The organism is Plantactinospora sp. B24E8 (assembly GCF_039871735.1).
Taxonomy (GTDB): domain Bacteria; phylum Actinomycetota; class Actinomycetes; order Mycobacteriales; family Micromonosporaceae; genus Plantactinospora.
On sequence record NZ_JBDPMH010000007.1, the window covers coordinates 229,702 to 252,485 of the forward strand.

The 22,784-nt window shown below is 71.1% G+C and carries 17 protein-coding genes, 2 tRNA genes and 1 pseudogene; 12 read left to right on the forward strand and 8 right to left on the reverse strand.

Going from position 1 to position 22,784, the window contains the following annotated elements:
* Positions 1 to 149: 149 nt before the first annotated feature.
* Positions 150 to 1,124 carry a helix-turn-helix transcriptional regulator gene (locus ABGB21_RS14255; RefSeq protein WP_347658531.1) on the reverse strand — a complete coding sequence of 325 codons (975 nt, stop codon included), beginning with the start codon at positions 1,122 to 1,124 and terminating at the stop codon, positions 150 to 152.
* Between the two features lie 204 nt (positions 1,125 to 1,328).
* Here ABGB21_RS14255 and ABGB21_RS14260 point away from each other — a divergent pair.
* Positions 1,329 to 2,510, forward strand: a pseudogene (locus tag ABGB21_RS14260) (MFS transporter); the annotation flags it as partial.
* A 288-nt stretch (positions 2,511 to 2,798) separates the two neighbouring features.
* On the opposite strand, the gene ABGB21_RS14265 reads toward ABGB21_RS14260, so the two are convergent.
* A complete protein-coding gene (locus tag ABGB21_RS14265; RefSeq protein WP_347658530.1) occupies positions 2,799 to 3,044 on the reverse strand; it encodes a mycoredoxin in 246 nt (81 codons plus the stop codon).
* Positions 3,045 to 3,180: 136 nt separating this feature from the next.
* Here ABGB21_RS14265 and ABGB21_RS14270 point away from each other — a divergent pair, with 136 nt between their 5' ends.
* The 3 genes from ABGB21_RS14270 to ABGB21_RS14280 all read left to right on the forward strand — a co-directional run bounded on the left by ABGB21_RS14270 (position 3,181) and on the right by ABGB21_RS14280 (position 6,276).
* Complete coding sequence (locus ABGB21_RS14270; protein WP_347658529.1) at positions 3,181 to 5,388, forward strand: ATP-dependent DNA helicase UvrD2; 2,208 nt, start codon at positions 3,181 to 3,183, stop codon at positions 5,386 to 5,388.
* A gap of 128 nt (positions 5,389 to 5,516) precedes the next feature.
* On the forward strand, positions 5,517 to 5,777 hold the full coding sequence (locus ABGB21_RS14275; RefSeq protein ID WP_347658528.1) for a hypothetical protein: 261 nt from the start codon (positions 5,517 to 5,519) through the stop codon (positions 5,775 to 5,777).
* Positions 5,778 to 5,910: 133 nt separating this feature from the next.
* Positions 5,911 to 6,276: a WhiB family transcriptional regulator gene (locus ABGB21_RS14280; protein WP_347658527.1), complete on the forward strand. Its 366-nt coding sequence runs from the start codon at positions 5,911 to 5,913 to the stop codon at positions 6,274 to 6,276.
* Between the two features lie 434 nt (positions 6,277 to 6,710).
* Here ABGB21_RS14280 and ABGB21_RS14285 read toward each other — a convergent pair whose 3' ends face one another.
* The 3 genes from ABGB21_RS14285 to ABGB21_RS14295 all read right to left on the reverse strand — a co-directional run bounded on the left by ABGB21_RS14285 (position 6,711) and on the right by ABGB21_RS14295 (position 9,801).
* On the reverse strand, positions 6,711 to 8,111 hold the full coding sequence (locus tag ABGB21_RS14285) for an AarF/ABC1/UbiB kinase family protein (protein ID WP_347678113.1): 1,401 nt from the start codon (positions 8,109 to 8,111) through the stop codon (positions 6,711 to 6,713).
* A gap of 228 nt (positions 8,112 to 8,339) precedes the next feature.
* Positions 8,340 to 9,401, reverse strand: a complete 1,062-nt coding sequence (locus tag ABGB21_RS14290; protein ID WP_347658525.1) for a PqqD family protein — start codon at positions 9,399 to 9,401, stop codon at positions 8,340 to 8,342.
* A gap of 232 nt (positions 9,402 to 9,633) precedes the next feature.
* Positions 9,634 to 9,801, reverse strand: coding sequence for a DUF5679 domain-containing protein (locus ABGB21_RS14295; RefSeq protein ID WP_347658524.1), 168 nt, complete (start codon positions 9,799 to 9,801; stop codon positions 9,634 to 9,636).
* A 499-nt stretch (positions 9,802 to 10,300) separates the two neighbouring features.
* Here ABGB21_RS14295 and ABGB21_RS14300 point away from each other — a divergent pair, with 499 nt between their 5' ends.
* Both ABGB21_RS14300 and ABGB21_RS14305 read left to right on the forward strand, forming a co-directional pair.
* Entirely contained in the window at positions 10,301 to 10,831 is a 531-nt protein-coding gene (locus ABGB21_RS14300; RefSeq protein WP_347658523.1) for a M48 family metallopeptidase, read from the forward strand.
* Positions 10,832 to 10,905: 74 nt separating this feature from the next.
* A complete protein-coding gene (locus tag ABGB21_RS14305) occupies positions 10,906 to 11,505 on the forward strand; it encodes a hypothetical protein (RefSeq protein WP_347678115.1) in 600 nt (199 codons plus the stop codon).
* Between the two features lie 57 nt (positions 11,506 to 11,562).
* On the opposite strand, the gene ABGB21_RS14310 is transcribed toward ABGB21_RS14305, so the two are convergent.
* A complete protein-coding gene (locus tag ABGB21_RS14310) occupies positions 11,563 to 12,867 on the reverse strand; it encodes a zinc-dependent metalloprotease (RefSeq protein WP_347658532.1) in 1,305 nt (434 codons plus the stop codon).
* A 226-nt stretch (positions 12,868 to 13,093) separates the two neighbouring features.
* Between ABGB21_RS14310 and ABGB21_RS14315 the strand changes: the two genes are divergently transcribed.
* The 6 genes from ABGB21_RS14315 (at position 13,094) to ABGB21_RS14340 (ending at position 20,271) form a co-directional block, all read left to right on the forward strand.
* A complete protein-coding gene (locus ABGB21_RS14315) occupies positions 13,094 to 14,110 on the forward strand; it encodes a PDZ domain-containing protein (protein WP_347658521.1) in 1,017 nt (338 codons plus the stop codon).
* Positions 14,111 to 14,214: 104 nt separating this feature from the next.
* On the forward strand, positions 14,215 to 17,205 hold the full coding sequence (locus ABGB21_RS14320) for a UPF0182 family protein (RefSeq protein WP_347678167.1): 2,991 nt from the start codon (positions 14,215 to 14,217) through the stop codon (positions 17,203 to 17,205).
* Positions 17,206 to 17,344: 139 nt separating this feature from the next.
* A tRNA-Met gene (locus ABGB21_RS14325) sits at positions 17,345 to 17,418 on the forward strand.
* Positions 17,419 to 17,581: 163 nt separating this feature from the next.
* Positions 17,582 to 17,655, forward strand: a tRNA-Met gene (locus ABGB21_RS14330).
* A gap of 431 nt (positions 17,656 to 18,086) precedes the next feature.
* A complete protein-coding gene (locus tag ABGB21_RS14335) occupies positions 18,087 to 19,475 on the forward strand; it encodes a serine hydrolase domain-containing protein (protein WP_347678117.1) in 1,389 nt (462 codons plus the stop codon).
* Between the two features lie 64 nt (positions 19,476 to 19,539).
* Positions 19,540 to 20,271: a MerR family transcriptional regulator gene (locus ABGB21_RS14340; RefSeq protein ID WP_347653428.1), complete on the forward strand. Its 732-nt coding sequence runs from the start codon at positions 19,540 to 19,542 to the stop codon at positions 20,269 to 20,271.
* Between the two features lie 40 nt (positions 20,272 to 20,311).
* Here the strand turns inward: ABGB21_RS14340 and ABGB21_RS14345 are convergent, their stop codons facing one another.
* Together ABGB21_RS14345 and ABGB21_RS14350 are read right to left on the reverse strand one after the other, a co-directional pair.
* Entirely contained in the window at positions 20,312 to 22,084 is a 1,773-nt protein-coding gene (locus ABGB21_RS14345; protein WP_347678119.1) for an MFS transporter, read from the reverse strand.
* On the reverse strand, positions 22,081 to 22,632 hold the full coding sequence (locus tag ABGB21_RS14350) for a MarR family transcriptional regulator (protein WP_347653430.1): 552 nt from the start codon (positions 22,630 to 22,632) through the stop codon (positions 22,081 to 22,083). The genes ABGB21_RS14345 and ABGB21_RS14350 overlap by 4 nt, the downstream gene beginning before the upstream one ends.
* Positions 22,633 to 22,784: the final 152 nt, after the last annotated feature.

Consider the following 22,784-nt stretch of genomic DNA (forward strand, 5'->3'; position numbering starts at 1 on the left):
CTCGTCCGATCAGGTGACAATCGGTCACCACGGCGGGAAGCTCCAACAGGGACGGGGCCGTCGACTCCCGGTCGGGAGTCGACGGCCCCGTTGGCCCGGTTCCGGGCGGCGCCGCCCGGTCCTCGTGGTCGCGTGGTCGGACCGCGCCGCTACTGCTCCGTCAGTCGTCCGGTACGCCGGCTGCGTTGGGCCGGTGGGATCGCCGGGGCCCGGCCGGCGGTGCCCCGGGCCGGTCGGGCCGACCGCCGGGCGGCGTTCTCGGCCAGCCACTCGAGGGTCTCGTCGGGACTGAGTGCCGCCCCCTGCAACCACTCGAAGATGACGTTGTACGTCGCGATCTCGTGCTGGTCGGTGAGGATCAGGTTCTTCGACTGCCCCTCGATCGCCAGGGTCTCCGGGTCCTGCAGCTCGGCGAACCGGTACAGCGAGAACCCGGTGTGCGGCAGGTACCAGTCGGCGATCGCCGTCTCGGCGAGCAGCACCTGGAGCGTGACGTTCGGCAGTGCGGCGAGCTTGCGCAACTGGGCCAACTGGGCGCGTACGACCTCCCGGGGACCGGCCCGGCTGCCCAGGGCCGCCTCCTCGATCACCGCCGAGTAGCGCGGCGGCTCGCTGCCCCGGGTGAGCAGCGACTGCCGGGCCATCCGGGCGGCCACCTCGGTCTCCGGGTCCTCGGTGTCGTCGTGCTCGGGATCGGTCACCAGCTTGCGTGAGGAGAGGATGCGCACCTTGGCGTACCCCTTGGTCTGCAGCAGGCCGGGGACGATCACCGGGCTGTACTCGCGGATCTCGGCGCAACCGGCCTCCAGCTCCGCGAAGACCTGCTGCCGTGGGGTCATCACCTGGTACGACCGCAGCCAGCTCCGGATGTCGCCGGCCTCGCCGACGATGTTGACCAGGTCGTCCCGGACCGGGCCGGTGACCCGGTACAGGTCGAGCAGGTCGAGTACGTCCTTCAGGTCCGGCCGGCTGCGGCCGTTCTCGAGTCGGGAGAGTTTGGACGCCGAGGCCCAGCCCACCGCCTCGATGACCTGGTCACCGGTGAGCTTGGCGTTCTCCCGCAGGCGGCGCAGTTCCGCGCCGAGCCGGCGTCGTCGCAGGATCGGGCTGGGTTGAGGAGGCACTGGATTCTCGCTATCGATCGCGTCGGGCCCTGGTGGGCTGGGTGTGGACGGTCCGTTGCGCGCCCCAGCGGACCAGTATGCCCCTCGCTGCGCACTGTCCGCTGCTGAATCGACACGGCGTGTCGCAATGGGTGATGGTTGCCTGTTGTTGGCGCTCCACCCTGTCCACGTTCGACGACGCCCCCATCCCGAAGGGACCGCCCGATGCGAACCGTCCTGCGCCGCCCCGACTTCCGGCTCCTCTTCGCCGGCCTCGCGTTCAGCATGACCGCAGAGTCGATCATGTTGTTGGCGTTGGCCGTCTGGGTCAAGGACCTGACCGGTTCGGACGGCATGGCCGGCGCGACCATCTTCGCGATGATCGCGCCGATGGTCTTCGCCCCGATCGTCGGCTGGGTGGTGGACCGGTTCCGGCGCCGGCCCTTCCTGATCGCCGCGAACCTCGGTACCGCGCTGGTCCTGACCCCGCTGTTCCTGGTCCGCGACCGGGACGACGTCTGGATCATCTACGCGGTCGGCGCCCTCTACGGCCTCGGCTACGTCGCGCTCAACGCGGCGCTGAACGGCCTGCTCAAGGAGATCATGCCCGAGGACCTGATGGCCGACGCGAACGGCGCGCTGCAGACCGTCAAACAGGGACTACGGCTGGTCGGCCCACTGGCCGGTGCGGCGCTCTACACCACGGCGGGCGGCTGGCCGCTGGCCCTCGTCGGGGTGCTGGGTTTCCTGGCCGCCGCGACCGCGGTCACCCTGCTGCGCGTCGACGAGCCGGGGCCACAGCGCAGCCGGTTGCGCTGGCTGACCGAGATGGGGGCGGGCCTGCGGCACCTGACCGGCGAACCGGCCCTGCGCCGGGCCGTGGTCGGGGTCGCGCTGGCCGTACTGGTGATGGGTTTCAGCGAGTCGTTGATCTTCGCGTACGTCGACCGGGGGCTCGGCCGGGAACCCGCCTTCGTCGGCGTGCTGGTGACCGTACAGGGCATCGGCGGGCTGCTCGGCGGGCTGCTCTCGCCCGTGGTGGTGCGCCGGTTCGGCGAGGTGGCCGCCCTCGCCCTCGGGGTGGCCAGCTTCGGGACCGGCGCGCTGCTGCTCGCGTACCCGACGCTCTGGCTGGCGTTCGTCGCCCTGGTCCTGCTCGGCTTCAACCTGCCGATCGCCCTGGTCGGGATGGCGACGCTGATCCAGCGTCGTACCCCGGGGTTCCTGCTCGGCCGGGTCGGCGCGGCGTCGGCGGCGTTGATCAGCGGACCGCAGGCGGTCTCCATCGGCACCGGCGCGCTGCTGGTCGGGGTGCTGGACTACCGGCTGCTCTTCGTGGCGATGACGGTGGTGATGACCGTGGCGGCGAGCTACCTGTGGGCCGGTCGACGGCTCAGCCCGCCGGCGGCCGCCCGACCGCCGGTGGCGGTACCGGCGGCGATCCCCAGGCCACGCGACGGCCGGTCCGACACCACCGTCCCGGCGGCCCGGTCTGACACTGTCGCCCCGGCGGCCCGGTCCGACACCGTCGTGACGGCGGCCCGGTCCGACACCGCCGTGGCGCCGACGGCGCCCGCCGTCACGACGGGCGCCCTGCCGGGCGGCGGAACGACCGGCGGGCAGCGCTGAACGGACGGGCGGTCGGGAAGGCCCCTTCCTCTGCACGTTGCGACAGGAAGGGGCCTTCCGGACAGGTCAGTTTCCGGCGAGCGCGGCCAGCTGCTTCTTGACGTCGACGATCGACGGGTTGGTCAGCGCGGTGCCGTCCGGGAACCGGACGGTCGGCACCGTCTGGTTGCCACCGTTGACGCTCATCACGTACTCGGCGGCCGCCGGGTCCTGCTCGATGTCCACCACCTGGTAGCCGATGCCCTCCCGGTCGAACTGCGACTTCAGCCGGTGGCAGTAACCGCACCAGGACGTGGAATACATCGTCAACATCGTCGGGACCTCCGCGGTGTGCGTGTCGTCGGGCCAGGTCGGGCCGATGGGGGTCGGCCGGACATCGGATCGGACGGGATGTCGATCACACAGGCTAAAGGTGCAACGTCGGCGGGGGCTGCCATGATTCCTAGCTGTGGCGGCTGACTCAGACCTGGAACGGATCCTGGCCGGGCTCGACCCGGAGCAGCGGACGGCGGTGACCGCGCCGGCCGGGCCGGTTTGCATCCTGGCCGGCGCCGGCACCGGCAAGACCAGAGCGATCACCCACCGGATCGCGTACCGGGTGCGTAGCGGTGAGATCGCCGCCCGGCATGTGCTCGCGGTCACCTTCACCGCGCGGGCCGCCGCCGAGATGCGGGCCCGGCTCGGTGGGCTCGGGGTGCCGGGGGTGCAGGCCCGGACGTTCCACGGCGCCGCGCTGCGCCAGGTCCGCTACTTCGCACCCCGGCTGCTCGCCGGCCGGGAGATGCCCGAACTGCTGGACAGCAAGGTGCGGCTGGTCACCCTGGCCGCCGCCCGGGCCGGGCTGCGTACCGACCGGGCCGCCGCCCGGGACCTGGCCGGCGAGATCGAGTGGGCCAAGTCGTCGCTGGTCGAGCCGGGGGAGTACGTGGTCGCGGCGGCCAAGGCCACCCGGGAGACCCCGTTCGAGCCGGCGAAGGTCGCCGAGGTCTTCACCGCCTACGAGAAGGCGAAACGGGCCAACGGGGTGATCGACTTCGAGGACATGCTGCGGGCCGCGGTCTGGGGGATCGAGGAACACCCGGACGTCGCCGAGCAGATCCGGACCCAGTACCGGCACTTTGTCGTCGACGAGTACCAGGACGTGAACCCGCTGCAGCAACGGCTGCTGGACGCCTGGCTCGGCGGCCGGGAGGACCTGACCGTGGTCGGCGACGCCAGCCAGACGATCTACTCGTTCACCGGCGCCACCTCCGGCCACCTGATCGACTTTCCCCGCCACCACCGGGACGCGGTGGTGGTCCGGCTGGTCCGGGACTACCGCTCGACGCCGCAGGTGGTCGGACTGGCCAACGCGGTGATCCGACAGGCCAGCGGCGCCGAGGCCCGGCTGCGACTGGAACTGGTCGGACAGCGCCCGCCGGGCCCCGAACCGGACGTGCGGATCTTCCCCGACGAGCCGGCCGAGGCCGCCGCGGTCGCGGTCCGGTGCCGGGAGCTGATCGCCGCCGGCACACCGGCCCGGGAGATCGCGGTCCTGTTCCGGACCAACGCCCAGTCCGAGGCGTACGAGAAGGCGCTGGCCGAGGCGGAGGTGCCGTACCAGGTCCAGGGTGCGGAGCGGTTCTTCGAACGGGCCGAGGTCCGGCAGGCGCTGGTCGCGCTCCGGGCGGCGACCCGGAGCACACCGGGGGACACCCCGCTGGTGCCGGCCGTGGTCGAGGCGCTGACCGCGGTCGGCTGGGCACCGGATCAACCCCCGTCCGGCGGTGCCGCCCGGGAACGCTGGGAGGCGCTCGCCGCGCTGGTCCAGCTCGCCGAGGAGTACGCGGCCAGCCCGGCCGTCCTGCCGATCGGTGAGGCAGCCACTGTCGAACGGCCGGCCTCGTTGGCGGACTTCAACGAGGAGCTGGCCCGGCGGGCCGCCGCGCAGCACGTACCGACGGTCGAGGGGGTGACCCTGGCCTCGCTGCACTCGGCCAAGGGACTGGAGTGGGATGCGGTGTTCCTGGTCGGGCTCTCCGACGGCACCCTGCCGACCAGCTACGCCCGCACACCGGAGCAGGTCGAGGAGGAACGGCGGCTGCTCTACGTCGGGGTCACCCGGGCCCGGGAGTGGCTCTGGCTGTCGTACGGACTGGCCCGCTCGCCGGGCGGCCGGTCCCGGCGTCCGTGCCGGTTCCTGCCCCAGTTCGACCGGTCCGGCGGTGGCCGGCCGGGCGGTGGGCGTACGTCGGAGGGCGCCGGGAGCGGTCGGAAAGCCGACCGTCGGCGGGTGGTCGTCTCGTGTCGGGTCTGCGGCGCGACCCTGCTCGCCGGGGCGGACCGGAAGTTGGGCCGGTGCGCGGACTGCCCGTCGGACCTGGACGAGGGGCTCTACGAGCGGCTGCGCGAGTGGCGCAGCCGGGTCTCCGGTGCGCAGAAGGTCCCCGCCTACGTGGTCTTCACCGACGCCACCCTGTTGGCGCTCGCCGAGCGGCGTCCGTCCCGGTCGGAGGAGCTGCTCGCCATCGCCGGCATCGGTCCCCGCAAACTCGGCCTGTACGGCGACGCGGTACTCGCGTTGATCGATGGGTCCGAGGTCGACGACGTGCTGATGGCGGCCGGTCCGGAGGACGGCGGAGCGGCCCCGGAAGAAAGTTCTGTAATCCAGCCGTAAATCGTTTGCCCTCGCCCCCGGGGGAGGCATAGCCTCATGGCACACCTTTGAGAGCGGCGGCTTTCCGGCTGCTCACGAGGGGTTTGAGTCCGATGTTGGTTACGAGTGAGAGTCAGGAGGCGAGTCCCATGGTGACGAAGACGTATCTCGTCGAGCGACCGTGGGCGCTGCCCGCTGTCCTCGCTCCGCTGTCGGAGGCCCGGTGCATCCTGGCCGCCGACACCCCACGGCTTTCGCCGGCGCACCAGGTCTCGACCCAGGCCGAGCTGGGTCAGGCCCGCGTGTCCGTCGAGCGCCAGGGGACCAGTGGATTCACGGGCAATGGCATCCGGGTCGGCGTCAAGCGGATGGATGTCAGCGGGGTTCCACCTCGAGGGAGACCGGTCTAGCACAGACCTGCCGGCTCACCTCGAGGCCGCGGAACCCGTACACCGGGATCCGCGGCCTTAGTTATTTCCGCACTACAGCAGTACGTCGGAACTGCGATCTACGAGATCGGAACGAGAGAGAGGTGACCGGGCGATGAGTCTGGCGTTGGCCACCCTCGACGCGAACGTCGAGTGGGAGGCGAACCTGCCCTGCCGGAAGTTCGACCCTGACCTGTGGTTCGCCGACTCGCCTGCCGAGCTGGAGCTGGCCAAGTCGCTCTGCGGGGACTGCCCGCTGCGCGTCGAGTGCCTGGCCGGTGCGGTGGAGCGGGCCGAGCCGTGGGGTGTCTGGGGCGGCGAGATCTTCGAGCGTGGCGCGGTTGTTCCGCGCAAGCGGCCCCGTGGCCGTCCGCGCAAGGAGGACGTCGCCCGGGACGCGGCGCTCCGGGTCGAGGCCCAGGCGCGGCTGGCGGCCAACGGGCTCGCCGAGTCGCGCAACACGGTCCGGCTGGCGGCCTGACATGAACCCGATCCGTACGACCGCCGGATTCGCTCCGGCACCCCGGGTCGCCGAGGTAACCGCGGCGACGTCGACCAATCAAGCCCTGCCCACCCTGAGCGGAGTACCGAAGATGTATCTCATCCACGAAGCGTTGTCCCGGGCCCGAATGCGGCGGCCTCAGGCCGGTCGCACCATCACGAGCACTGAGGCAACCCGTTCTGCCCGTACGATCGCCATCGAGGCCCGCCGCCGGGCCGCGCGCGATCTGGGCAGCCTGTAACAGATCCCGTCGGCGGGTGTGCCCGCCGACCTGACGAACCGTCGAGCCGAGATGACCGAGGGGCCCGTCGCGGTGGAGAGATCCACCGGCGACGGGCCCCTCGCCACGTCCGACCCGAGCTGGCCTGACTGCCCCGACCGGGCCTGATTTGGCCGGCCTGGCACAGTCTGGTTCAGGGCACCGGGGCGAATCCGGGTAGCCAGCGTTCCACGATGCCCCGGTACGGCGCCTTCGCCTCCAGTTGGCAGAGCACCCCGATCGAACCGAGGGTGACCCGGTGGATCAGCAGGTACGAGGGGGGCAGGTTGAGCTGCCGACCCAGCTGGTAGGCGGGCGACCGGGGGTTGGCGATCCGGGCCGCCTCGACCCGCAGCCAGGCACGGGTGAACCGGAACTCCTCGACCGACAGCGGTTGCAGGATCGGCATCAGGAAGTCGAGTACGGCCTGGGCGTCGATCGGGTTGTCGACCCGGATGAAGCCCTCCTCGCGCAGCCCGGCGACCACGGCGTCGGCCTCGCCGGCCAGGGCCAGCCGGACCAGCCGGCCGATCGGCTCCGGGTGCCCGCCGGGGAGTCGGGCCACCGCCCCGAAGTCGATCACCCCGAGTCGACCGTCCGGGAGCAGTCGGAAATTGCCCGGGTGCGGGTCGGCGTGCAGCAGCCCGGCCCGCATCGGCGCGGAGAAGTGCAGGGTGGCCATCAGCCGGCCGGCCTGGTCGCGTTCGGCCTCCGTACCGGAGTCGATGATCTGGGACAGCGGCTTTCCCTCGACCCAGTCCGTCACCAGGACCTGGGGCGCGGCCGCCACCACACCGGGGACGAAGATCTCCGGGTCGTCGGCGTACGCGGCGGCGAAAGCGCGCTGGCTCTCCGCCTCCAGCTGGTAGTCGAGTTCTTCGCTGATCCGTTCGCGGAGCTCGCTGAGCAGCGGCTTGATGTCCAGGCCGGGCTGGATGGCCCGGAACATGGCGCCGAGCCGGGACAGCTGCTTGAGGTCGGAGAGCAGCGCCGGCCCGGCACCCGGGTACTGCACCTTGACCGCCACCGGCCGACCGGTCGGCGTCGTCTCCTCCTGGCCGGCGGCCCCGGCACGGGTTCTACCGCCCCGGCGCCGACCGGCGGGCGGGACCGGGGCGTCGGTCTTCCAGATCGCCCGGTGCACCTGCCCGATGCTCGCGGCCGCCGCCGGTTTGTCGTCGAATTCGAGGAAGTACGACCGCCAGTCCGGCCCGAGCTGCTCGGCGAGCACCTTGTGCACGCTGGCGGCCGGCAGCGGTGGCGCCGCCTCCTGGAGCTTGGTCAACGCCTGCCGGTACGGTGCCGCGATCTCCTCCGGCAGGGCCGCCTCGAATACCGACAGGGCCTGGCCGAACTTCATCGCACCGCCCTTGAGCTGCCCGAGGACGCTGAACAGTTGCTCGGCGGTGCGTTGCTGGATCTCGTTCGAGATCACCTCGGAGGCGAGCCCGGTCACCCGCTTGCCGACGCCGAGCACGGTCCGGCCCGCGAAGCCGAGCGGCAGAGCGGCGAGCTTGGCGGTCCGGGAGACGGCACGGCGCGGGATGTCGGTCACCAGATCATTGTTACCGACGCGACGCCGTTGCGGCCGCCGTCGGCAGGTGGCTCGGGCCACGTCCTGCCAGCGATGGTGCCCGTTTTCGCAGCTGGCCCGGTGCGCAGGGCGGTTTCGTCACGCCGTGGGCGGGATCGTGCTATTGCCGGAAGCCGCCAGTCGGCCCACCGGACGGTGGTTCAGCCACCCCGGCGTCGGGCTGCCGGGCCCAGCGGGCTGCCACCCCGACTACCGACCCGGTGGGCGGCGGCGACCGCAGCCACAGGCCGGGTGGGGTGGCCAGGTACGTCGCCGGACCCGGCCCGGCCAGGGCAGCTCCACCGCCCCACCGACCGTCTCCGGGGCGCCGCCCTCGAGGAAGGCGAGTACCTCGGCGACGGTGTAGCCGACCGCGCTGATCAGGTTGACGGTCAGACAGGGTTCCGGCGTGGTGCCACCGGCCAGTTGGGCGGCCAGCCCGGGCCAGCCGGGGTCGCGGTCCTGTCTGTGCAGGTCCAGGCAGTTGAGGCAGGGCGAGCCGGAGACCGGGACCAGGGGACCGACGACCGGTGTGCCGTCCCGCAGGTCGAGCAGCAGGTGAGCCTGTCGCCGCTGGGCGAAACCGGCGGCGAGCAGCCCGGCGGGCCGGTCGGCGCCGACCTGGACCACCAGGTCGGCGTCTCCGCGTCGCAGCGGCCGGGTGTCGGTGCCGGGGATGCAGCGGACGATCGCCTCGGCGACGGCCGTGGCGCGCGGTCGGCGTACGTCGGAGGCGGGGAGTCCACCGCCGGAGGAGTCGGTCGGGAGGACCGGACCGGCCAGGTCGGGGTGGACGTGGCCGATCCCGGCCTGGGCCAGGGCGATCGCGAGCGGGGCGGCGAGCCGGCCCGGACCGGTCACCACGACCCGGGCGGCTGCCCGGCGGCGGAGGAGCTGGGCGGGGGTGCCGGGTGTGTCCGGTCCGCGCAGGGCGAGGGCGGCGGCCTCGGCGGCGAGGCGTTGGCGTACCGGCTCGGCGAGGTCGGTGGGGAACAGGGTGTGCCCGGCGACGACCAGGCCGGCGGCCCGCAGGGTGTCGATCAGGGTACGGGCGTCGTCCCGGGTGACGTTGATGTTGTCGGCGTGCTCCAGGACGGCCCGCTCACTCCGGGTGCCGTCGAGCAGGTCGAGGAGCCGGGCGGTGGCCGGGTTGGCCAGCTCGACCAGGACCGCACGGCGGGGGTCGAGGCCCAGTTGCAGGGTGTGCCGGTCCCGCCAGAGACGGGCGAGGCCGGGCAGCAGGGTGGGTCGGGGCAGCACGTTTCGGGTCATGGCGTGACACGCTGTCACCGCGTCGGTTCGGCGTACCGGCCGTTGTCCACAACGTACCGGCGCTGCGCACCGCTCTATCCACAGGATTTGACAGGTTTTCCACAACCCGTAGGTAACTTTTGTCGCCGCGTGGACATGTTGTCCGGTGTCCGTACCGCGACAGCCGGTGGGCTGGAAAGCGGGAAGGGGTGGCTGTTCGCCACCCCTTCCCGCAGCTCGCGTCCTGTCGAGGTCAGACCTTGGCCTTGCCCAGGATCCGGTTGACGGTCGTGCCGCAGACCGGGCACTTGCCCTTGGCCATGTTCATGCCCGTCTTGGAAACCTCGACGTTGCCCTCGAAGTCACGCTTCTCCTTGCACTTGACGCAGTAACCGTTGTAGGTCTGGGCCCTTTCGGCCACGGTGCCCTCCTCGTCTCTTTCGTCGGCTCTTTCGAGCCTGACGTGCGCCCGGCGGCGGGCCACGTAGGCGCCAGCGCTGGGGTTTCTCCGCGGCCACCGCTGTGACCGCCGGTCCGCGGACCCTACCCAGATCTGGGCAGTTCCATGTCAGCAATCTGTCGACACTGTGAGGAAGCCGACGACCAGAGTGTGCATGCCGGAATAGGTCGGATAAGTCAGTTTCGCAGGGACACGCCGGATGAACCGCGTCGAACGGCCGTCCGGGGGGCTGGAAACATCGGTCCAGCATGATCGTCTACCGTGGGCGACGCGGTCCGGCAGAGCCGCCGCAGACCCGCTCGGTGCTCGCGGGACGATCATCTTAATGAATTTTTTCCGGACGGTTCAGGGCTAACCGGTATTTTTCCGGCGGCAATCTCCGTGTTGACTCTTGCGGTCCCCTGGTTGGTAAGCATTAGTTTTCCATCGTGAACGAAACCCGGGGCGGCGCGGACCGGTAATGGCGGGGTTGCGCAAGCCGGTCGTCGAGGTACGGCGCAGTCAGCGTCGGCGCCGGACGGTGTCCGCCTATCGGGACGGCGAGCGCGTCGTGGTGCTCATCCCCGACCAGTTCTCCCGGGCCGAGGAGAGCGAGTGGGTGGACCGGATGCTCGCCCGGCTCGCCGCCCGCGAGGAACGGGCCGGTCGCTCCGACGAGGAACTCCTGCTCCGCTCCCGTCGACTCATCGACCGCTACCTCAGCGAACACGGGCGGGCTGCGGTCCCGGCGAGCGTCCGCTGGGTGACGAATCAGAATGGGCGTTGGGGTTCGTGTACGCCCGCCGACCGGACCATTCGGATCTCCCACCGGATCCAGGAAATGCCGGACTGGGTGATCGACTACGTGTTGCTGCACGAGTTGGCGCACCTCGTGGTGCCGAGCCACAACGCACGATTCTGGGCCCTGGTCGGCCGTTACCCGAAGACCGAGCGGGCCCGGGGCTACCTGGAGGGTGTCGCGGCCGCCGCCGGCATCGAACTGGCCGACTGAGCCGCCGGTTGGGCCGCCGGGCCTGTCCGGCCGCCGGCGTCCGGGCCGTCGTCGGGCCGTACTAGGGTCGGGCGGTGGCCCGCCGTGTGATCGTGGTGATGCTCGGACCCGTCCCCTGGGCGCCGCCGGGGACCGAACCGGCGCGCTGGCGCTCCGCGCTCGCCGAGGACGTGGTCGACCTGGTCGCCACCCTCAACGGGGTGGACGCCGCGATCGCCGCCACCGCCGCCGACCGGGCCCTGGCCGACGCGATCGGATGGCCCGGCATGCCCGTCTACGACCTCGCGACCAACCGGGTCGGCGCGGTGCTCGCCGCCGCCGCCGAGGACGGCTACGACCAGGCGGCCGTCGTCGCCGCCGACGCACCGGACGTGCCGGGGCTGCTGCTCGGCAAGCTGCTTCGCCCGCTGACCACCCGTACGGTCGTGCTCGCGCCCGCGCTCGGTCCGGAACCGGGCCTGCTCGGGGTGGCGGCCCGGCTACCGGCACCGGACTGGCTGCCCGAGATCGATCTGGACGTCGCCGACGTCCGCCTCATCCGGGGCGCCGCCCCACGACCGGCCGAGGTCGCGGTCAGCCCGGGCTGGCGGCGTCTCCGGGGCGCGGCGGACCTGGCCACCCTCGACCCGGCCGTCGAGGGCTGGGACACCACCCGGATGCTGCTCGGCCGCTGAACCGGGCAGGCGGGTGGGCAGGACGGGCCGGTTTCCCGGCCGGCCCTGCCCCGAGACCTACTCCGGCCTACCGGAACCGGCGGCGCCCGGCCCGTCGGACTCGTCCGGCCTGTCGGACTGCCCCGGCCCCGGCTCGTCGGTACGGTCCTCGGCGGACCCGGCGGACCCGGCGGACCCGGCGGGCCGGTCCTGGCCCGGCTCGGCCGGGCCGGGCACGGTGAAGTCGAAGTCGTCGAGGTCACCGAGGTCGAGCTGGGAGCGGGCGAAGGCGTCCGGGTCGGCGAAGTCCGACTCGCCGGGCAGCAGGTCCGGGTGGCCCCAGAGAGCGTCCCGTCCGGCGATGCCCCGGTGCTCGGTCAACGCCGCCCACAGTGCCGCCGCCTCCCGCAGCCGGCGGGGACGCAGCTCCAGCCCGACCAGCGCGGCGAACGTCTGCTCCGCCGGACCGCCGGCCGCCCGACGGCGGCGGAACGCCTCGCTGAGCCGGTTGACGTTCGGCAGCCGGCCCGCCGCGGCGGTGTCCACGACGTGGCACACCCAGCCCTCGACCAGGGCGAGGGTGGTCTCCAGCCGGGTCAGCGAGGCCTTCTGCGCCGGGGTGTCCTCCGGGGTGAAGATCCCCTCCACGGCCAGCGTCTGCATCGACTCCGGGTTCGTCGGATCGAGTCGGCCCATCGCCTCCTCGATCGCCTCCCGGTTCACCGTGATGCCGGCCGCGTACATCTCGACGGCGGTGAGGACGTGGCCGCGCAGCCAGGGCACGTGCTGGAAGAGCCGCTGGTGCGCCGCCTCACGCAGGGCGACGTAGAGGCGTACCTCGTCCTCGGGCAGCTCCAGGCCCTCGCCGTACTCCTTGATGTTGGCCGGGACGAGCGCGGCCGTGCCGGCCGGGCCGAGCGGCAGGCCGATGTCACCGGCCGAGAGCACCTCGGCGGCGAGCGAGCCGAGCGCCTGCCCGAGCTGTCCGCCGAACAACGCCCCACCGAGCGTGCTGAGCATGGACTGCATCGGGCCGAGCTGCGCCCGGGCCTCCGGCGGTACCAGGTCACCCATCGCGCCGACCATCCGCCCGGCGACCGGGTCGCAGAGCTTCCGCCAGACGTCGAGGGTCCGGTAGATCCACTCGTTGCGGTTCCACGCCACCGAGAGACGGATGCCGGAGGGATGTGCCGAGGCGGGTTCGAGCCACAGGTCGGCGAGGCGGAGCGCCTCCTCGACCGCGTTGCGCTCGTACGGCGTCACGGCCGGGTCGCCGGCCGCGGCGAGCTGGCTGGCCGCGACCTGGCGGGCCAGGTCCCAGTTGACCGGGCCGCTGCCCGGCGCGGCGAGCAGTTGCTGCAGCTGGGCCATGAACTGCTGCATCTGCCGCGGGTCGTTGGGGTCGGGCGGTTGACCACCCGGCAGGGCGAAGCCGAACGGAATATCAGGCACCCGTCCACGGTACGCGCGCCGAACCTCCGTACGCCCGCCCCGGTGTTGCGCCGACAGTGAACCCGGGAAAACCCTGAGCTGTCCCACCCACCCCGGCTCGGGGAAGAGACGGGTTCACCCGGCGGGCGGCCAGCCGCCGCTCGGTACGCTTCGGCCTATGAGACGTCGCGGTGTCACGGTTCTGCTCGGTGCGGTGATCACCGCCCTGCTCAGCCTCGGTCTGCTCGCGGCCCCGATCCCGTACGTCGTACTCGGCCCCGGCCCGACGGTGGACACCCTGGGCCGGCAGGACGACAAGGAGGTGATCCAGGTGTCCGGCCGGGAGACCTCCACCTCCGCCGGGCAGTTGCGGCTCACCACGGTCGGCGTCCAGCCCGAGGTCAAACTGATCACCGCGATCGCCGGTTGGTTCTCCTCCGACGAGGCCGTGGTGCCGTACGAGCTGATCTACCCGCCGGGGGAGACGCAGCAGCAGGTCGAGCAGCGCAACGCCGAGGACTTCGCCGCGTCGCAGACCAGTGCCGAGACCGCGGCGCTGCGCGAACTCGGGTTCCCGGTACGGGTGACCGTCAAGAACGTCGTCGCGGGCGGTGCCTCGGACGGCGTCCTGAAGGCCGGGGACGTCATCACCTCGGTCGACGGGCAGCCGGTGCCGACCGCCGGCACGCTGACCCGGTTGGTGCAGGCCAAGCCGGCGGGCAGCACGCTGACGATCGGCTACACCCGGGACGGCGCCGACGCCACCGCGACCGTGGTGACCCGGTCCACCGACGGCGGACCGCCCCGGATCGGCGTCGAAATCGAGCAGCAGCAGCCGCACCCGTTCGAGCTGAAGATCGACCTGGGCGACATCGGTGGCCCGAGCGCCGGCCTGATGTTCGCCCTCGGCATCGTCGACAAGCTCACCCCCGAGGACCTGACCGGTGGCCGGATCATCGCCGGCACCGGCACGATCAACGACGAGGGTCAGGTCGGGCCGATCGGCGGGATCCCGCAGAAGCTCGTCGGGGCGAAGCACGCCGGTGCGACGTACTTCCTGGTGCCGGCCGACAACTGTGCGGAGGCGGTCCGCAACGCCCAGCCGGGACTGCCGATGGCCCGGATCGGGACCCTGCAGGACGCGCTCGCCGCGTTGGCCACCATCCGGGCGGGTGGGCAGCCGCCGAAGTGCTGAACCGACCGGTGGTGGTAGGGGACCGATCGTATTCAGGAATACCCCGTAGTCTAGGTGCCTGATCAGAGCCGGTCACTTCCGAACGTGCGGAGCCAACAGTGGTCATGCGTAGCAGCCCCCTACCAAGAATGAGTCGGCGCGGCCGCGTCACCGTGGGCGTACTCCTCGGGGTGTTCCTACTGCTCACCCTGCTCGGCTGGGGTGTGCAGGCGTGGACCGACTGGCTCTGGTTCCAGGAGGTCGACTACACCGAGGTCTTCTCCGGCGTGCTGGTCACCCGGATCCTGCTCTTCGTCGCGGTCGGTCTGGCGATGGCACTGCTGGTGGCCGGCAACATGTGGCTGGCCTACCGGCTCCGTCCGCTGCTGCGGCCGAACTCGCCGGAACAGGTGACGCTGGAGCGGTACCGCTCGGTCCTGGCGCCCCGGATCGGGGCCTGGCTCGCGGCGATCGGGGTTGTCGTCGGGCTCTTCGCCGGCCTCTCCGCACAGACCCGATGGGGTCAGTGGATGCTCTTCCGCAACTCCCAGAACTTCGGGGTACGGGACCCCGAGTTCAACATCGACGTCGGCTTCTACGTCTTCCAGTTCCCGTTCCTGCGCTACCTGCTCGGGGTCGGCTTCACCGCGGTGGTGCTGGCGGTGATCGGCTCGCTGGCGGTGCACTACATCTTCGGCGGGGTACGGCTGCAGGGTGTCGGCGACCGGATGACAAACGCCGCCCGGGCCCACCTGACCACCCTCGTGGCGGTCTTCGTGCTGCTCAAGGCCGTGGCGTACGTGCTCGACCGGCGGGCCATGCTGCTCGAGTTCAACGAGGGTGTGGATCTCTACGGCGCCGGCTACGCGGACATCAACGCCCTGCTGCCGGCGAAGGAGATCCTGGCGTACATCTCGATCGTGGTCGCGGTCGCGATCATCGTCTTCTCCAACGCGGTGATGCGGAACCTGGTCTGGCCGGGCATCTCGCTCGCCCTGCTCGGCATCTCGGCGGTGGCGATCGGCGGAATCTACCCGTGGGCGGTGCAGACCTTCGAGGTCCGGCCGAGCGTGCGGGACAAGGAGGCGCTCTACATCGAGCGCAGCATCCAGGCCACCCGGGACGCCTTCGGTCTCACCGAGAGTAAGGTTTCGCCCTACAGCGCGTCGAACCTGCGGCCGCCGGAGAACCTGGCCACCGACACCACGGTGGTGCCGAACGTCCGGCTGCTCGACCCGCAGCTGGTCTCCGAGACGTACACCCTGGCGCAGCAGGTGCGGAGCTTCTACGACTTCGGCGAGAAGCTGGACATCGACAGGTACCAGATCGGCGGCAAGACCCAGGACGTCGTGGTCGGCATGCGCGAGATCAACTACCTGAAGCTGACCGACCAGCAGAGCAACTGGATCAACCGGCACACCATCTACACCCACGGGTACGGCATGGTGAGCGCGCCGGCCAACCGGGTGGTCTGTGGCGGTCAGCCGTACTTCGTCTCCGGCTTCCTCGGCGACCAGCGCCAGGAGGGCTGCTCCTCGGCGGCCGAGCAGATCGTCGCCGAGCAGCCGCGGATCTACTACGGCGAGCAGATGGACGACGCCGACTACGCGATCGTCGGCCAGACCGACCCGGAGCGCCACGTCGAGTTCGACCGGCCCACCGGCGAGGGCGGCGAGCAGACCTACACCTACACCGGCGCCGGCGGCGTCGACATCGGCTCGTTCGGTCGCCGACTGCTCTACTCGATCAAGGAGCAGGAGCCGAACTTCGTCCTCTCCGGCGCGGTCAACGACAACTCCAAGCTGCTCTACGTGCGGAACCCCCGGGACCGGGTGGAGAAGGTGGCGCCGTTCCTCACCCTGGACGGCGACCCGTACCCGGCGGTGATCGGCGGGCGGATCCAGTGGATCGTCGACGGTTACACCACCGCCGCCACCTACCCGTACGCCCACCAGGTGAACCTGCAGGAGGAGACGGCCGACGAGCTGACCGGCCTCGGCACCTTCGAGCTGGCCCGGGAGAACATCAACTACATCCGGAACTCGGTCAAGGCCACCGTCGACGCGTACGACGGCACGGTCAAGCTCTACCAGATGGACGACAAGGACCCGGTGCTGAAGGCCTGGAACAAGGCGTTCGGCGGCGACCTGGTGATCCCGAAGTCGGAGATCCCGGCCGACCTGGCGGCGCACTTCCGCTACCCGGCGGACCTGTTCAAGGTGCAACGGAACCTGCTGGCCAGGTTCCACGTGACAAACCCGGGCGAGTTCTTCACCGGGCAGGACTTCTGGGAGGTGCCGAACGCTCCGGACGCGCCGGACAGCGGTAAGCGGCAGCCGCCGTACTACCTGCTGACCCAGTTCCCGGAGCAGGAGGCGCCGCGTTTCCAGCTCACCTCCGCGGTCACCCCGGCCGGCCGGCAGAACCTCGCCGCGTTGATCAGTGGGTCGTACGTCGACGGCCAGCCCCGGCTGGAGGTGCTGGAACTGCCCGACCAGACGGCGGTCTCCGGGCCGGTGCAGGTGCACCAGAACATGACCAACAACGCGACGATCCGACAGCAGCTGAACCTGCTCACCTCGAACCAGGCGCAGGTGCAGTACGGCAACCTGCTGTCCCTGCCGTTCGGCAACGGCATGCTCTACGTCGAGCCGGTGTACGTGAAGAGCAACCAGCAGAACGCCTATCCGCTGCTGCAGCGGGTGCTGATCTCGTACGGCGACGGTGGCCAGTACGTGGCGCTGGCCAACAGCCTGGAGGAGGGGGTCAAGGACCTCGTCCGGCAGGCGAAGGAGGCCAACACCGGCACTCCGCCGCCTCCGCCGCCCGGCGACAACACCAACCCGCCGCCGTCACCGCCGCCGGGCGACAACACCCCGTCGCTGACGCCGGAGCTGACCGCCGCCGCGACCAAGGTGCAGACTGCGATCGCGGAGGTGAAGGCCGCCCAGACCTCGGGCGACTTCGAGCGGTACGGCCGGGCGCTGAAGGCGCTGGACGACGCGATGAACGAGTTCCAGGCGGCCCAGCGGGCGGCGACGCCCGCTGCCGGGCCGACCCCGACGGGTTCACCGGCGGGTGGTACGCCGACCGCGCCACCGTCGCCGGGCAGCTGAGTCCCGGTAACAACAATCCTCGCTGAGTCTTGTCGATCGGGAGGAATCAACACCGGCGGTCGCCCTCGGCGGCCGCCGGTGCCGATTCCGGAATCGTTTTGCCTTGGCGGGGCCGGCTGGGCTAACCTCTACGAGCCGACGCGGGGTGGAGCAGCTCGGTAGCTCGCTGGGCTCATAACCCAGAGGTCGCAGGTTCAAATCCTGTCCCCGCTACTGAACACGACAACGGCCCCTCGGAATCGTCCGGGGGGCCGTTGTCGTGTGGGCTGTTTCCGAGCGCTGGGGCCTCCGTCGCCGGGCCCGGTCGGCTCTGTACGGGCAGTTCTGCCCTCGTTTTGCGGGCGATGGGCGGTGTGCGCTAGGGTTAACAGGCCGACGCGGGGTGGAGCAGCTCGGTAGCTCGCTGGGCTCATAACCCAGAGGTCGCAGGTTCAAATCCTGTCCCCGCTACGAGAAAAGCATCAAAATCAGAGCCCGTCTCCCGCAGGTCAGGGAGGCGGGCTCTGATTTTTTGCCGAGCAATTGGTCAGCAGGTGAGCTGCGGGCGGGCGGGCGGGCGGTCGTCGTCCGGGCCGGTGTCGCACCGTTCGGGTGGACCACGGCCCGATCCCGTACCGATCGACGCGGCCCGCACATTCCCGCCGTGGCGACCCCCTGGCCGGCGGTCACGCCGACGGCACCCGGTTCGCACCGATCAACGTGCCGTCTCTGCCGGGCGCCCGAGGTGATTCCGTACAGGAGATGTCCCACCAGGCTTGACCTTGCCCCTGGGGCAGGGTCCGAGCATTCGTGGCAGGAACGCGCGGAAACACGGAGCGAGCCGGCACGGGGAGGTCGTGGCCGGCTCGGCACCCGGCGCGCAGAGGACGGAAGGAAACCGAATGTCACACGACACGCTCTCCGAATTCGTCGCGGCGACCGCCACGAGGTTCGGCATCCCGGGCGCGGCCGTCGGAGTTTGGGTGGAGAGCCGGGAGGTCTACGCGTGCCACGGCGTGACGAGCGTCGAGAACCCCGTCGCGGTCGACCCGGACACGCTGTTCGCGCTGGGCTCGGTCACGAAGACCTACACGGCGAGCGCGCTGATGTGCCTCGTCGCCCAAGGGCGGGTCGACCTGCACGCGCCGGTGCGGAGGTACGTCCCCGAGCTGGCGCTCGCCGACGAGCGGGCCGCGGCGGAGGTCACCGTGTTGCAACTGCTCAACCACACGTCGGGACTGGACTGGTCGGTCATCGTGGAGCCCGGGGAGGGGAACGACGCACTGGCCGGCTACGTGGCGCGGCTGGCCGACCTGAAGCTGATCGCGCCGCCCGGCACCCGCGTCTCGTACAGTCAGGCCGGCTACAACCTGGCCGGCCGGATCGTGGAGAAGGTCACGGGCCTGACGTATGAGCAAGCCGTCGCCTCGCTGCTCACCGAGCCGCTGGGGCTGTCGCACAGCCTCTTCGCCCCCCTCGACGTGATGACCCGGCGGTTCGCCGTGGGGCACAACCGTGGCGAGGACGGCAGGCTCTCCATCGCGCGGCCGTGGCGGCCGGGTGGACGCGGCAACAACCCCGGCTCGGGTCTGGCGTCCTCGGTGCGTGACCAGCTGCGGTGGGCCCGGTTCCACCTGGGCGACGGACGCGCCGAAGGCGGCGAGCGGGTCCTCCCCGCCGAACTGCTGCGGAGCATGACGGAGCCGACGGTGGCGCTGCGGGGCAGCAGCGCCGGCCAGGCCCTCGGCATCGCCTGGTTCCTGCGCGACGTGGACGGCGTCCGTACTGCCGGGCATGTTGGGTCGTCGGACGGCCAGTTCGCCGAACTGCTCACCGTTCCTGGGCGTGACTTCGCGGTCGTCTCGTTCGCCAACGCCGGTCCGGACGGTACTCCGTTCAACCAGGCCGTGGTGCGCTGGGCGCTCGCGCACTACCTCGGGGTGGTCGACCGGGACCCGGAGCCGGTTCCGTACGACGCGGGGCGCGCCGCCGAGATCGCGGGACGCTACGAGAACGACGCGATGGCGCTGGTCATCGCGACCGACGGGGCGGGGCTGACGCTCGAGGTCGGGATCAGGCCGGAGATCCGCGCGGGACTGGCGGGCGAGGCGCCCCCGGACTACCCGCCGGCCGCGACGGGCCTGCTCCCGGGCGATGGCGACGAGTACCTCATCACCGAGGGCGGGCTGACCGGGCAACGCGGCTTCTTCACCCGCGACGCGACCGGCGGGGTCGTCGGGGTGGACTTCGGCGGCCGCCTCTTCACCCGGGTCCGGACAGCCGTGCGCTAGCCCGCTACCCGGGTGACAGGCGGTACGTTTCGCTTCCGGGCTGGTCGAGGGGAGACCGACGAAAATGATCACCATTGGCCAGCTCGCCGGGTACGCGGGCGTGACGATCAAGGCGGTCCGCCACTACCACGAGCGCGGACTGCTCAAGGAACCACCGCGTGGCTCGTCGGGCTACCGGAGCTACGGTGCCGACCACGCCATCGAGCTGGTCAAAATCAAGACGCTGGCCGAAGCCGGTGTGCCGCTCGCCAGGGTCAGGGAACTGCTCGTGGCCGACCCGGACCGGTTCGCCGCGGCGGTCGCCGAGATCGACCGCACCCTGCGGGAACGGGTTGAGGAGTTGATCCGTACCCGCGAGCGGATCGCCCGACTCAGCGGCGGCGACCGGCTGTTCGTCCCGCCCGAGGTGGCCGACTTCCTCGACCGACTGCGGGTGCTCGGCGTGAGCGAGCGACTGGTACGGATGGAGCGGGACACCTGGATCCTGTTGTACTCGGTCTCGCCGGAGGAGGCGGCCCCGCTCTTTGCCGGCAAGCGCGACTCGATCGACGACCCGGAGTGTGTCGGGATCTACCTGGAGTACGACGCGGCGTTCGACTGGGCTCCCGAGGATCCGCGCCTGCCCGTGCTGGCAGACCGGATGCGGCGCTGGATGGCCAACCGCGACGGTGGGATCGAGGACGAACAGCTTCCGGACCCGACCGCCGCCCGGCTGGTCGGGACCTCGGCCAGCGTGACGTCGCCGGCCTGGGACCGGCTCGCCGAACTCGTCAGCCAGTGGGGCGTACCCGGCTGAGCCCGCTGGCCGGTGTCCGGTGGACGTGTGGCCGGTCGGGTCAATCGGCCTCGGGTCGGCGCGGGAGGTCGGTGGGCGGTTCAGCCGCCGGTGCCTTCGTGGTCAACAGTGAGGCGATCGCCCCGACCACCGCCATCGCGATGGCGAGCCAGAACACCACGGTCAACCCGTGGTGGAACGGTACGGAGATCAGGTTGGGGAAGAACTCCCGACCGACCAGGGTGTGCGCGCTCGATTCGGGCAGCGTGCCGAGCAGTTCTGGGCCGAGCAACTGTTCGATCGGGTTGTAGCCGAGGAAGGCGGCGAAGAGCGTACCGACCGGCGGCAGTCCGGCGATGGAGTGCGCGGTGCTCTCCGGTACGCCCTGTGCGGTCAGCCCGGACTCCAGGGTGCCCGGCAGCGAGCCGGCCAGCCCGGCCACCATCAGCGAGAAGAAGACACCGATCGAGAGGACCATGCCGGCGTTCTGGAAGGTCGCCCGCATGCCGGAGGCGGCACCCCGGAGCCGGGCCGGCACACTCGACATGATCATCGCGGTGTTCGGCGCGGCGAAGAGGCCGCCACCGAGACCGTTCAGGAAGACCAGTACGGCGAAGACCCAGTAGTTGAAGTCGCTCGGGATGAGTAGCAGGCCGGCGAAGGAGGCCGCCATCACCAGCAGGCCACCGGCGGCGAAGATCCGGGCGCCGAACCGGTCGGAGAGCGCCCCGGCCAGCGGGCCGGCGGCGAGGAAACCGATGGTGAGTGGCAGCAGGTAGATGCCGGCCCAGAGCGGGGTCTGCTCGTAGTTGTAGCCGTGCAGCGGCAGCCAGATCCCCTGCAGCCAGATGATCAGCATGAACTGCAGGCCACCCCGGGCGATCGAGCCGAGCAGGCTGGCCGCGTTGCCGCTGGCGAAGGCGGAGATCCGGAACAGCCGCAACGGGAACATCGGCTCGGCCACCCGGCTCTCGACCAGGCAGAACAGCGCGAGGATCGCGACCCCGCCGATCAGCCCGGCCAGCACCCACGGATTGGTCCAGCCCATGGTGTGTCCGCCGTACGGCTGGATGCCGTACGTGATACCGGCGAGCAGCACGGTGAGTCCGATCGCGAAGGTGAGGTTGCCCCACCAGTCGATCCGGGCCCGGACCCGGACCCGGTTCTCCCGCAGTGACCGGTACGCCCAGACGGTGCCGAGCAGTCCGATCGGCACGTTCACCCAGAAGATCGAACGCCAGTTCCACTCGGCGAGCAGACCGCCGAGCACCAGACCGATGAACGAGCCGGCGATGCCGGCGACGATGTTGATGCCGAGGGCGGTACCCCGCTGCTTCGCGGGGAAGACGTCGGTGAGGATCGCCGCCGAGTTCGCCATCAGCATCGCGCCGCCGACGGCCTGGAGCACCCGCCAGCCGATCAGCCACAGCGCGCCCCCGCCCCCGTCGAACGGGTCGAGGGAGAGGACCACCGAGGTGACGGTGAAGAGGGCGAAGCCGGCGTTGTAGATGCGTACCCGGCCGTACATGTCGCCGAGCCGGCCGAGGGTGACCACCAGGACCGCGGTGACCAGCATGTAGCCCATCAGCATCCAGAGCAGGTAGCTGACGTTGCCGGGCTCCAGCGGGTTGAGGTGGATGCCGTTGAAGATCGCCGGGAGTGAGATCAGCACGATCGAGGAGTTGATCGTGGCGAGCAGCATGCCCAGGGTGGTGTTGGTGAGGGCGATCCACTTGTAGCCCGGGTGGTCCGCCCCGCCGCTCAGCGCGCCCCGTACCCGCCCGTCCGGGCGACCGCTGCCGCCGCCGGATCCGGTGTCGGTGGTTGATGTCATCGTGTTCCGCTTCCTGGTGTGACCGAGGGGTTGCCCCCGGCCGTCGGCCCGTGCCCGGCCGAGGTGTGGTGGTTGCCGGGGGATCCGGAGTCGACCGGGGCCCGGGGCGGCCCGGCGAGTCGGTCCAGTACTCCGAGGGTCGTGACGATCGCCGCCCGCTCCTCGGCGGTGACGTCGGCGAGCAGGTCGGCCAGCCGGTCGGCCCGGGCTCGACGTCGGTGGGCCACGAGTTCTCGGCCGGCATCGGTGATCTCCACCGCCACCACCCGGCGGTCGGTGGGGTCGCCGCGTCGGTGCGCCAGGCCGTCCCGTTCCAGCCGGCTGATCAGCTGCGTCATCCCGGGCTGGGTCACCCCCTCGGCGACCGCCAGGTCGGAGATCCGCTGCGCGCCGGCCTCGTCCAGCAGGTACAGCGTCGACGCGGCGGTGAGACTCAGGCCGTCCGGGGTGGTGAGCCGGCGCAGCAGCCGCAGCAGGCGGTCGAAGCTGCCGACCGTACGGAGCGGGTCGACGTCGGCGCCGCCGGGTCCCGGAGTTCGTTCCGTCACCGCACCGTTTTACATCACATGCTTATAGAAGTGTCTTATGATGCGCCCCACAGACTGTTCGGCGTATCGGTGTTGGTCACTTCCTGGTGGCTCGCCCCGCCGGTTCGGCGCGCCGAACGGAGGTTCTGCCGGCATACCCGGCCGCGTCGCCA